This is a genomic window from Helicobacter sp. T3_23-1056, assembly GCF_053654535.1.
The window spans coordinates 39,920-51,670 of record NZ_JBSIUU010000001.1 but is presented as its reverse complement, the minus strand read 5'-3'; the positions used below and the strand labels follow the sequence as shown (position 1 = coordinate 51,670).

Below are 11,751 nucleotides of genomic sequence, written 5' to 3'. Positions count from 1 at the left end.
AAATATGCAAAAATAAAAAACTAAGTAAAAAATCCTAGAATGAGAATCTATGGGCGAGAATCAGCGAAAATAAGTAAAAAACAGCGAAAGTCTATGTGAAAATGTGGAGATGTGGAGATGTGGAAAATGTAATGTGGGAATCAAAAAAACAATGCCTTTTTATAATGTGCTTTTGTGTGCTTTGTGGTGGGGATTATCGCGCCTTTATTAAGGCGGACAATGTCAAAAAGATTTAGCACATCCCAGCCCTCATTTAGTTTATCCACCGCAAAAATCGCGCGAATCTCATTATCTTTTGACTCCAAACTATTTAGCAACATTTGCTGATTTTGTATGTCTTTGTCATTATTTGCGTTGATAATGTGCGCAGGACTAAACAGCTCTTTTATCATAAAGCAAAGATTTTGGCTTGTGATTTTTTGCGCTTCAAAAAACTCTCTTACCTGCCTAAAAAGCACGATTTCATCATCATCACTTTTGGAGAGATTTGCATACGATTTTATAAAATCCGCCACTTGTGTAGAATCTAGATTCTCTACAAACTCCAAAAACGCCTTTTCATTTGCCAAAGATTCGTTAATAGTCTTACTTTTATACAAAATCACAGGTTTTAAGAAAATCCCCTGTTTTTGCGCTAAAAGCATTCGATAAATATTAAGAATCACACTCCCCAAAAACCGCTCGCCAATCTCTAATCCATTGTATTTTAGCAAGTAGATTTTTTTGCTAAATCCATCATTATGAAATTGTTTCAAAGCGTATTCATACACGATTTTATCGCTGTATTTTTCTAGCACGGATTCAAACTTTGGGATTGTCGCGCTAAATTCTAAAAGCAAATTTTCCGCATTTGCGCTAAATGCTTTTTGCACGATTCCCTCCCAGCCTTTTTCATTTTCATCGCTTTTTGTGTTTGCGTTTAGGTGGTGTGCCTCATCGGCTAAAAGCACGATTTTTTGGTGCGCCAAATCCTGCAACGATAGCGCGTTTTCTCTCTCTTGCGTAAAAAGATTATACAGCCCTTGAATCGTGTTAAAATACACATTTATCGCATTTTCTTTGCACTCGCCCAAACTCTCAACCGCATTTATTTCAACCTTTTGATTTTCTATGACAATCTCACGCGCAAAGAGATATTTCTCACTTCTCTCATCGCAAAAGTTGCTCTTTGTTTTCTCCAAAATATTTGTGCTATTGACAAAAAAGACAAAGTTTCTATACCCTTGCTTGTAGCATTCTAGCATTAGCGCAGCCATTATGAGCGTCTTGCCACTGCCTGTCGCCATATTAAACATTAAATGATTTGTGCGCGGATTTTGCCTTTGCAAGAGATAGTGCTTTAAGGCTTGGATTTGATATTGTCGCAATGTTTTAGAGAGATTGTGCGTGATATACTCGGGGATTTGTATATCATTACCAAATTCCAGCACATTTGCTAATTTTTGACTTAAGTTTTGAGTATTCATTTTTATATCCTTTGTTTTATGTTGTTGTCATATTGAGCGAAGCGAAATATCTCTGTCATTGCGAGCAAAAATGAGCGTAAGTGAATTTTTGCGTGGCAATCCACACTTACGCCGTCATTGCGAGCGAGTGAAACGAGCGTGGCAATCTATTTTCTTTGTCATATTGAGCGAAGCACGAAGCGAAATATCTCTATTTTGATTCAATATTTGAGATATTTTACACACATCTAAAAGTCTCAAAAGCCCCAAAACTCCTAAATCCCACCTTTTCTTGCATCATCAAGGTTTTTTCTTGCTTGATTAGTTTCTATACGCCTATGCCATACAAGCCTTTCTGCGTTTTTGTGCCACTTATGCAGGTTAAACAAAACCCCATATCGCAAGCGCAAAAATAATGGTAGCTTTGTAGCATTTGGGTGTTTCTCTAAATACTCACTAGCCCAATAATCAGTCTTTGTCAAAGCAATCTCATTAAAATCAAGCAATTCACTTAAAAAAGATACATTAGCCGATTTGGCTATCCTATAAGCAAACCTTAGCTTTGCAAGCATACGCACACGATAGGGTTGATTTGCCTTTATTGTGATAGGCTCAACCCACACTAGCATTAAGAAAAACAGATAAAAAGTTTGCCACCAAAATTGTATCATTTTGCCTAAAAAGAATAGCGTAGGCGGTATTTTCCCCACTGCTTCCTTAGTTAGCTTTCTTTGTTCTGTGAGATAATGCAACCTGTTGCCATTAAGCGTCTTGCTATTAGCATAAAACATAAGCCTATCCCCCCAATACTTATCAAAAGAGGACATATCCCCACTTGTTATATCAAAACAAGGTGGCTCTTTTATGCCTAATTCCTTGCATCTTTGCATTTCCAATGCGCTATACTCAGCCATCAACTCAAAAGACTTCTTAAAATTCTCTTGTAGTTTTTTCACTTCCTGTTCGTTTGGGTCTCTCATTTGCGTTTCTTTGTGTGGGGTTAGTTTTAGTCCCTTGTAAAATCAGGTCATACTCAAACAATGAAGTTGTAGTGGGAGATGTTAAGAATGTTTTAGTCCCTTGTAAAATCAGGTCATACTCAAACCTTCTTAGGCAGAGTATTAAAAGCCTACTTGTTTTAGTCCCTTGTAAAATCAGGTCATACTCAAACATATGCACATTTGTGATATTTTTACAAAAAGTTTTAGTCCCTTGTAAAATCAGGTCATACTCAAACTTGCATAAGTGATGTTATCTTCTTCGGCGTGTTTTAGTCCCTTGTAAAATCAGGTCATACTCAAACTTATGCACTCTTCAGGGCTATGTGTGATGAGTTTTAGTCCCTTGTAAAATCAGGTCATACTCAAACACAAAGTAAAAAAAGGTGTGCCACGATTGCGTTTTAGTCCCTTGTAAAATCAGGTCATACTCAAACTAAAAATTTTTGCCTAAGCATTTTTTAGCTAAGTTTTAGTCCCTTGTAAAATCAGGTCATACTCAAACTCATAAACGATGATGTGAACGCAATCATTGAGTTTTAGTCCCTTGTAAAATCAGGTCATACTCAAACCCTGCGCAACTAATGAAATACCGACAAGATGGTTTTAGTCCCTTGTAAAATCAGGTCATACTCAAACATGGGCACTGGAAAAGCAAGCGGCTGATAGGTTTTAGTCCCTTGTAAAATCAGGTCATACTCAAACTATTTTGGAAATGTTAGAGGATTACACCATGTTTTAGTCCCTTGTAAAATCAGGTCATACTCAAACCTAACCACTCTGCTATCCTAGTGCTTGAGCGTTTTAGTCCCTTGTAAAATCAGGTCATACTCAAACCCAGCATTGCAAGTTAATCATACTTGCTTTGTTTTAGTCCCTTGTAAAATCAGGTCATACTCAAACATTTGGCAGCTCATTTGGCAGCTCATTTGGGTTTTAGTCCCTTGTAAAATCAGGTCATACTCAAACAGGCTCTTCGCAACTCTCGTTTGGCAGGGAGTATTATAGCTTTGTGTAGCTTAAAATATACTGAAATAGCTAGTTTGTAAGGGGTCTAGGCTTTGGAGTGGCGTAGTGTGCGGGGTTATGGGGATTTAAAATTTTGCATTTTTGGGTGGATTTTGTGAGTTTTTTGGGATTTTTTATGTGGATTTTGGTGGGGTTTGGTATTTTTTGGCGTTTTTTTGCTTTTTTTGATTATAGGATTTTAGAGGTTTTTTTGGGGGGTGTTTTTATGATTTTTGTGGATTATGGTTTGGGCAGGTTTGATTAAAAAATGTTAGTTTTTGAGGTTTTTAGATATTGTGCTTGGGTTTTAAGTAATGACAAAGGAAAATCTAAAATATGATAAAAAGCATAGATTGCCACGCGTTGCGTTGCAACGCTCGCAATGACGGAATGTTTGTCGTATGACAAGCGGATAGATTGCCACGCATTAGATTTTGTTAAAACGCAAAATCTAATGCGTGGGAATGACGATTGCGGTGTGGATTGCCACGCGTTAGAATATGTTTTTAAAAACAGATTCTAAAACGCTCGTAATGACGATGAGAGAGTGGATTGCTACGATTTTAGCCTTTTTTTACAAAAGCCTAGATTCTAGCAATGACGGCAATGCAAAAACTAGCAATAACGGCAATGCAAAATCTAGCAATGACAAAATCAAAATTTCTTGTCATATTGAGTGGGTGTTTTATGAATATTTTTTAGCGGTTTTTAGTGGGCGTATAGGCGTTGAGTGGGTATTTAGTGGGTATTTTTAGTGGGCGTGTGGGCGTTGAGTGGGCGTTTTTAGTAAATATTTTTTAGTAGGTGTTTTTAGTGGATATTTTTAGCGGAAGTTTAGTAAGCGTTAAGCAACGCAAAATATCTAGACGCTAAAAATAGTCGATTTAGATTTGGTCGTTATAATAGATTGGACTTGAAATTGCTGTGTTTAATAATGTTTAAATAATGCTTAAATAATGTTTGAGTAATGATAAATAATCTTTGAAAAATGCTTAAACAATGTTTAAAATGATTGTATTTAGTGAATTTATTTGTGTGATATTTAGGAGCTTTATGAGATTTAGGGCAGGTTTTTATATTTCGCTGTTTGGGCTAAATACGCTTGTTTTTAGCGCGTTTTTTGGTGGTGGATTTGGGCTAGCAAATGGGTTTAAAATCCAAGAGCAAAGCCTAAATGCCACTGCGCTTAGCTCGACATATATCGCGGGTGCGCGCGGTGCTGATGCGAGCTATTATAATCCCGCGAATATGGGGTTTAAAAACGATTGGGGGGAGAATAAAAGTGAGTTTGAGCTAGCTACTTCACTTATACGGATTCCGGGATTTAGCTTTGATGTGCCTACGACAAATCAGGGGCTTTATTCAAAGACCACTTTGCAGTTTGATGAAGGCATAAAAGGACTTATTGATACTATGGGAAAAGTTTTTCCCGGGCTAGGATTGCAAGATTTACAAAAAGAAATTATTTTAGACCATACCCCAGCGGATTCTCAAATCATCACAGGTAGCACAGGCGATACAAATTTTATCCTGCCCAAATTTTTTTACAAAACAAGGACAAATCACGGAATCACACTAGGTTTTAGCTTCGTAGCTAGCTCGGGGCTAGCGATGGAGTGGGCGGGCAAAGGAGGGGAGTTTTTACAAGATGTGTTTATAATGATGGTTGAAGCATCCCCTAGCATATCTTGGACGGTGGCAGATAGATTTAGCATAGGGTTTGGAGCGCGCGGAATGTATGCTATGGGGAAATTTAACAATGTCGTGTATGTCCCGCTAGATAAAGATGGCAAAGGCATCTCACTTACCACCGACCAAATCGTAAATCTAGCCAAACACCCAGAATCGCTAGATATTCTTATCCCAAAATCTATACGAGATGGCGTTGTAGGAAGTTTATTGAGTTCTAGTTTTGTGCAGGCGTTAGCAGATGCGTTTGGGGGAATAAAACTACGAGTAGATGGTTGCACGGGCGATAGGGTAGAATGCGTGAATTGGGGTGCGCTAATGAGCACGGTAAAAAGCGAAACCACAAACCTCTATGGCACTTCCAAAGTCTATCAAAAAAGCGAGGGAAGCGATTTGTCCGTAGGGTATCGCTTGGCTGTATCTATGCGTGTGGTGGATAGTGGTATGTTTAGCGTGGTGTATAACTCCCCTGTAAAATTTGATATGAGTGGCGAGGTAAAAGCCACGACTTATGTAGGCGGTGCTATGGGCAATGTGCTTACCACCGCTCCGCTAAAAATCGAAGTGCAAATGCCTGAAATCCTAACTGTGGCTTACGCACAAGAGTTTTTTGCCAAACGAGTGAGGCTAGAGGGGGTGTATGAGCGGACATTTTGGAGTAGGGGGTGGAAATTTAGAGTAACGCCAGATTTTGAAAACGCAAAATATGAGGGGCTAAATGGGATAGTAAGCTACCGCGATGTATGGGAGACGCAAGGCGGGGCGACACTAAAAGATATGGTAAGCATAGCGGATTTTGGTGTGGTAAGCAATATGGGTGCGGGGTGGAGGGATACCAATACCTTTCGACTAGGGGCTACATATCTAGGCAAAAAAAATCGCCTTATGGGCTCTGTGGCGTATGATGCAGCCCCTAGCCCACAGGATAAAATCGGCATACCCGATAGCGATGGATATATGGTAGGCGTGGGGTTAAAGAGGAATTTTAAGGGATTTGACTTTGGGCTAGCAGGTAGCTGGACATACAAAGCCTCAATGAGCTCAATGTATCATAGCGGGGGGCTTGGCGGGCTATATATCTACACGGCTTCGCTAGGGTATCGGTGGTAGGGCTTATTTATAGCGTTAGATTTTGGGGTTTTTGAAAAACTTTTTGTCAAAAAAACTTCGTTTGGTTTTTGACTCTTTTTAGATTTTACTTTTTATCTTGCTTTTATCTTGCTTTTTTTTGTTTCTATCTCGCATTGTAGGTGTGCGAAAGCTTGCTAGATTTTATGCTATTTAAAAGACGCAATATTCAGTGATTTTACGCATTCTAAGTGTTTTTAGCATTGAAAAGATTTTGGCATTTAAAAAATATTTGGCGTATTTAAGAGTTTTGTTGCAATGCGTTTTGGACTTGGGATTTTATATCTTCGTAGGCAAAACTCTCTTTAAAATTATCCAGCTTGCCACCTGCGGCGTTTTTGTGCCCTCCGCCATTAAACGCTTCTTTGCTTAGCTCGCTTACATCACATTCTCCATTTGCACGCAGGCTAATAAGCCCGCGCATATTTATATCCATATAAAAATCATAGTCGCTATTTTGTCGCAAAAAGCGATTTGCAAGCACGCTAATCCCGCCCATACCATAGCTCAAAAACCCTTTTTTATCGCCATAAAAAATCGTGCATTTATCTTTCATACCCTCTAGCAATTCACATTGTTTGCGCGAGCAGATACTATCCATCGTTTCTTTTTGTGGCTCTCCATTTAACGCTAGCTTTTTTAGCATAAAAACCGCATTATCAAACTCTACCGCGCCTTTTGGCAGATACTCAAACGCAAAATCCAAAAGCGCGAATTTATACGCCCTATGAGGCTCATCAAACATAAAGCGATTTAGCTCATTGCTTAGGGCTATCATACCAAGCGCGACTTTGCCAAACTCAAAATACTCCCCATCTTCTAGCCAAATATCCACCGCATTTATCATTTCTACAAAATCTTTTAAGGCGGTTAGATTTTCTCTTTTTTTGGCATTTTTTGCGTTTTTTGCATTGTCTAAAGACGCGCTAGAATCCAAAATCACACCAGAATCTAAAAACATATTTGGCAATGTCTCATAAGTGATTTTGCTAGCACAGCGCGTATCATCGAGGTGATACCATTCATAGATTTTAGCGCATTCTTCCCCGCTGATATGGTGGTCTAGCAGTAGGGCTTGCACGGAGTGTCCATTTGCTTGATATGAGGCGATTTTGTCATTTAGCCATTTTGCTTCGCTTAGGGTTAGGTTTAAATCCGTGATAAGAATCAAAAATTCTTTTTTATTAGATTTTGTGGATTTTGCGTCATTTGGTTGGGTAGATTTGGTAGAATCTTTGGTGCGTTTGTCGCTAGATTTGTCGGTGATTTTGGCGCGAAACTTTGACTCTAGCAGGCTAAGCGTGCTAGATATGTCGCCCTGTGCTAGTTGGGAGTCGATTTTGGTGCAGATATGTTGCAAGCGGGTGGTTACTTCTTTGCCGTAGTTTGAGTTAAAAAATGTGATATTATCAAACACTTTGTTTGCGATGTATTGGCAGCCATAGCCGTCTAAATCGGTGTGTGAGAGATGAAAGACTTGCATTTTGTTCCTTTTTTGGTGTTAGATTTTGTTTAGATTTTGTGGGATTTTGCAGAGCTAGATTTATGTCGTTTTTTGTATGCTTCTAAAATTTGGCTCTATGATTCCTACAAATTCATATTTGGAGTTTATGTCGATTTCTGCTGAACTAAGCAGTGTTACATCTATGCGCAATTCACGCAGTTTGTAATATAGCGGACGGCGGAGCTTGGGTCCTGCTATGATGACAAAGTGCGAGATATTTTTTGCTCTTAGCTCGCCTATTTTGCTTTCGCACTCTTCTAGTAGCTTTTGCGTATCGCCCGTGCTTAGCTCTAAGATAAGCCCAAAATCTGTGTCCATACGGATTTTGGAGGTTAGATACTCTTCATCAATTGGAGCAAAAGTGAGAATCTTTAGGCTACCATCTTCAGCGGCAAAAGTGTGTGTGATTACGCGTGCAAGCTTGGAGCGGACATTTTCTACTACAAAATCAATATCCATATTTTGCTTATCTACAATCGTTTCTAGGATAGTTAGCATATCGCGTATTGGCACTTGCTCGGATAGTAGCTTTTGTAGCACGGAGCGAATCATCGCGGGGATTTTGCGTGCTTCTTCGATTAGGGCTGGATAGTCGCTAGCCATTCTATCTAGGATTTCTTTGACTGCATCGCGCGTGATAAACTCCTCTGCGTGTCGCTTGACTAGCTCGCCTATATGCGTGGATACGACCGTGCTAGGGTCGATTGTCGTGTATCCGCTCATTAGCGCGTCTTCTTTGTCTTTTGGCTCTATCCATAGCGCATTCATACCAAATGCAGGCTCTTTTGTCTCTATGCCATCGATTTTTTTGCCGACAATGCCCGTATCCATTGCCAAAAATTTATGCGGCATCACCGAGCCTTCGCCGATGACTACGCCTTTTAGCTTGATTTCGTAGTTTTGAGGTGGCAAATGCAAATTGTCGCGGATTCTCACTTGTGGCATCAAAAATCCAAAATTTGACGCAAGATTTTTGCGCACAGAGCGCACCCGCTCGATAAGCACACCACCTTGCTTTTGGTCTGCTAACCCGATAAGCTCATATCCTAGCCCTAGTTCTAAAAAGTCGATTTTTAGCGCGTCATTTAGATTTCGCTCTTCTTCTTTTTTGATTTCTTCTGGGGATTTTTCCTCTTTTGGAGGGGGAGAGTGGGCTATCTCTTTTTGCTGTTCTTCTTCAAAATCTGGCAAAGCAATATTCATATTAAATCGCTTATTTATCCAATCTATGAGGATAGAAAAAAGGCTTCTTTTGTCCTCGCGAGAGAGCATCCACGCGATAAATAGCATAAGCAATCCCACAAACATAAGCGACAAAGTAGGAAGTCCGGGCACAGAGGCAAAAAGTAGCAAAATCGCGCCTACGATGATTAGGGTTTTTGACTGGGAAGTGAGCTGGGAAATAAGATTTTGCGCAAAACTCTCTTTTGTGTTTTCGCTAACGGCGGTGCGCGTAGCGACTATGCCTGTGGCTGTGGCGATGACTAGGGCTGGGATTTGCCCCACTAATCCATCGCCAATAGTCAAAATACTAAAAGTGCTAGCAGATTCTGCTATGCTTAAATCCTGCTGAAAAACTCCGATAAGAAATCCGCCGATAATGTTTATAATAGTGATGATGATAGAAGCGATTGCATCGCCTTTGACAAACTTGCTAGCACCATCCATAGAGCCATAAAAATCAGCCTCTTGTGCCAATGCTGCCCGCCTAGCCTTTGCCTCATCTTCGCTTATAAGCCCGCTATTAAAATCCGCGTCAATCGCCATTTGCTTGCCCGGCATCGCATCTAGGGCAAACCTAGCACGCACTTCGGTTACACGCGTAGAGCCATTGGTAACCACGAGCAGATTTACAAGCACCAAAATGCTAAAAATAATCGTGCCGATGACATAGTTGCCCCCGATGGTAAATTCCCCAAATGCTGCGATAATATCGCTAACGGCATTTGGTCCTTTGTAGCCCTCTGTGAGTATCATTCGCGTGGTGGCGACATTTAGGGCTAGGCGATATAGCGTAACGATAAGCAAAAGCGTGGGAAATGCCGAAAAATCGGTAGGCTTAGTAATGTATAGGGCGATGAAAATGATAAGGATTGAGAGCATAATCGAAATGGTGATGAGAAAATCTAAAATCGCAGGGGGAAGCGGGACAATGATGATAAACAAAATGCAGAGCAAAAAGGCTACGACGGTTAAGTCTTTGGATTTTTGTAATGCGCCAAAGAAAGAAAAAAGTCGTTTTGAAATGTTTTGTGCTGTGCTTGCCATCTGTGCTTAGCCTTGTTGTGTCGTGGTTTTGTATTGGTTTGTGATTTTTGTGATTATGGTTTTGGTAAATTTTGGGGTTTTTAGTTTTTTGCCTTGTTTAGTTTTTTAGCTTTTTTTTGCCCTAGTTTTGGCTTTTTGCGTTTTGTTTTTTTTGCGTTTTTAACTTTTAGCCTTTTGCTTTTTTGAGCTTTTTTGAGCCTTTTTTTATCTTTTTGGCTTTTTGAACTTTTTGGCGTGGATTTGCAGTTTTTTATGCAAAATCTAAAGCGCATTAAAATCTTTGCCATTAAAATCTTTGAATTGTAGCTAAAAATGGCTAAGAAATGGTAAAAAGCGTAAAGTAAAAGTATAAATGTGTTTTTGATAATTTTTTGATAATGCGGTAGTAATTTTATATTTATTTAAATATAAAGATTTTGCAATTTGTTAGTATTTTGCTTGTGAATCTTATTTTTTTAAAATCCTAAACATAATGAGAAAATCATATTTATAAGAATCTAAAATGCGCTAAAAAGTTTTTGTTACGATTGTGCAAAGATTGTGCAAAAAGGGGTTTTGAAATGGTTTTGTATGGTATAAAAATCGATAAAGCATTAGCGTTTGTAAGTGTGGCTTTGGCGTGTGGTTTTGCTAATCATATCGCATTAGTCCAAGACACATTAACCCAAAATATGACAACCACAAATAATGCCACGCCTGCCAATAACGAGAGAGAGAGAGAGAGAGAGTAACTCCCGCGCAAAATCTTTCTAGCCCTCAATAGTCAAATTGCAGAACTTACAAAGAAACTTCCGTCATCGCAGACAATGACTCTGCTTCCGTCAACGCGAGCAAACGCTAGTTAAGCGTGGTAATCTATCGCTATAAAATGCAAAAAAAACACTTTTTGTAAAACTAATAAATAGATTGCCACGCGTGGCATAGCAACGCTCGCAATGATGGCGCAGGATAATGTGCTAGATTTTGGCAACGATATACAAATCCCAAGCCATATCACAAACAACCTAAGCAAAACCTTGCGACAATATCAAATCAAAAGCCTTAAAGCACTAACTCTTGCAAAGGCAAAATCCGCGCACAAATCATCTAATGTCTAATAGGGCGACACGCAGTGGCAAGACAATAGTGATTTTGCATAAAAGCAAGATGATTAAGCAATCATTAAGCAAACTTTGGCAAATGAAAAGGCGTTTTTGGAGTTTGTAGAGAATCTAGATTCTACACAAGTGGCGGATTTTATAGAATCGTATGCAAATCTCTCCAAAAGTGATGATGATGAAATCGTGCTTTTTAGGCAGGTAAGAGAGTTTTTTGAAGCGCAAAAAATCACAAGCCAAAAACTTTGCTTTATGATAAAAGAGCTGTTTAGTCCTGCGCATATTATCAACGCAAATAATGACAAAGACATACAAAATCAGCAAATATTGCTAAATAGTTTGGAGGCAAAAGATAATGAGATTCGCGCGATTTTTGCGGTGGATAAGCTAAATGAGGGCTGGGATGTGCTAAATCTTTTTGACATTGTCCGCCTTAATAAAGGCGCGATAAATGACACCACAAAAGGAGCGCAACTAATCGGGCGTGGGGCGAGATATTATCCATTTGTGCCAAAAGAGCAAGATACACAATCTAGCGCGATTAGTGATTTTGAATTTCGACGAAAATTTGAAATTTTTATACACAATACATAAGCGAGGGACAACACGAAAAA

At 39.3% G+C, this 11,751-nt stretch carries 11 protein-coding genes and 1 CRISPR repeat array; of the genes, 7 read left to right on the top strand and 4 right to left on the bottom strand.

Going from position 1 to position 11,751, the window contains the following annotated elements; translation table 11 throughout:
* Positions 1–140: 140 nt before the first annotated feature.
* Positions 141–1,466 (bottom strand): DEAD/DEAH box helicase family protein, encoded by a 1,326-nt coding sequence (locus ACWIUO_RS00245; protein WP_454175945.1) that lies wholly within the window; start codon positions 1,464–1,466, stop codon positions 141–143.
* A gap of 70 nt (positions 1,467–1,536) precedes the next feature.
* On the opposite strand from ACWIUO_RS00245, the gene ACWIUO_RS00240 reads away from it, so the two are divergent.
* A complete protein-coding gene (locus ACWIUO_RS00240; RefSeq protein WP_454175944.1) occupies positions 1,537–1,665 on the top strand; it encodes a hypothetical protein in 129 nt (42 codons plus the stop codon).
* Positions 1,666–1,720: 55 nt separating this feature from the next.
* Here the strand turns inward: ACWIUO_RS00240 and ACWIUO_RS00235 are convergent, their stop codons facing one another.
* Complete coding sequence (locus ACWIUO_RS00235) at positions 1,721–2,425, bottom strand: hypothetical protein (RefSeq protein WP_454175943.1); 705 nt, start codon at positions 2,423–2,425, stop codon at positions 1,721–1,723.
* Positions 2,426–2,448: 23 nt separating this feature from the next.
* A CRISPR array of direct repeats spans positions 2,449–3,412; the repeat unit is 36 nt; unit sequence GTTTTAGTCCCTTGTAAAATCAGGTCATACTCAAAC.
* A 421-nt stretch (positions 3,413–3,833) separates the two neighbouring features.
* On the opposite strand from ACWIUO_RS00235, the gene ACWIUO_RS00230 reads away from it, so the two are divergent.
* The 3 genes from ACWIUO_RS00230 to ACWIUO_RS00220 all read left to right on the top strand — a co-directional run bounded on the left by ACWIUO_RS00230 (position 3,834) and on the right by ACWIUO_RS00220 (position 6,250).
* Positions 3,834–3,974: a hypothetical protein gene (locus tag ACWIUO_RS00230; protein ID WP_454175942.1), complete on the top strand. Its 141-nt coding sequence runs from the start codon at positions 3,834–3,836 to the stop codon at positions 3,972–3,974.
* The gene (locus ACWIUO_RS00225) at positions 3,952–4,206 is read left to right on the top strand and encodes a hypothetical protein (protein ID WP_454175941.1); all 255 of its coding nucleotides are present in this window, start codon (positions 3,952–3,954) and stop codon (positions 4,204–4,206) included. Before ACWIUO_RS00230 ends, ACWIUO_RS00225 begins: the two co-directional genes overlap by 23 nt.
* Positions 4,207–4,504: 298 nt before the next feature.
* Positions 4,505–6,250 (top strand): OmpP1/FadL family transporter, encoded by a 1,746-nt coding sequence (locus tag ACWIUO_RS00220; protein ID WP_454175940.1) that lies wholly within the window; start codon positions 4,505–4,507, stop codon positions 6,248–6,250.
* 259 nt (positions 6,251–6,509) lie between these two features.
* Here ACWIUO_RS00220 and ACWIUO_RS00215 read toward each other — a convergent pair whose 3' ends face one another.
* Together ACWIUO_RS00215 and flhA are read right to left on the bottom strand one after the other, a co-directional pair.
* The gene (locus ACWIUO_RS00215) at positions 6,510–7,751 is read right to left on the bottom strand and encodes a DHH family phosphoesterase (protein WP_454175939.1); all 1,242 of its coding nucleotides are present in this window, start codon (positions 7,749–7,751) and stop codon (positions 6,510–6,512) included.
* A 60-nt stretch (positions 7,752–7,811) separates the two neighbouring features.
* Positions 7,812–10,040, bottom strand: coding sequence for a flagellar biosynthesis protein FlhA (gene flhA / locus ACWIUO_RS00210; RefSeq protein WP_454175938.1), 2,229 nt, complete (start codon positions 10,038–10,040; stop codon positions 7,812–7,814).
* A gap of 560 nt (positions 10,041–10,600) precedes the next feature.
* Here flhA and ACWIUO_RS00205 point away from each other — a divergent pair.
* From ACWIUO_RS00205 to ACWIUO_RS00195, 3 genes are all read left to right on the top strand, one after another.
* Positions 10,601–10,771, top strand: a complete 171-nt coding sequence (locus ACWIUO_RS00205; RefSeq protein WP_454175937.1) for a hypothetical protein — start codon at positions 10,601–10,603, stop codon at positions 10,769–10,771.
* Positions 10,772–10,975: 204 nt separating this feature from the next.
* Positions 10,976–11,137, top strand: a complete 162-nt coding sequence (locus tag ACWIUO_RS00200) for a hypothetical protein (protein ID WP_454175936.1) — start codon at positions 10,976–10,978, stop codon at positions 11,135–11,137.
* Between the two features lie 75 nt (positions 11,138–11,212).
* Positions 11,213–11,731: a hypothetical protein gene (locus ACWIUO_RS00195; protein WP_454175935.1), complete on the top strand. Its 519-nt coding sequence runs from the start codon at positions 11,213–11,215 to the stop codon at positions 11,729–11,731.
* The last annotated feature ends 20 nt before the right edge of the window (positions 11,732–11,751 follow it).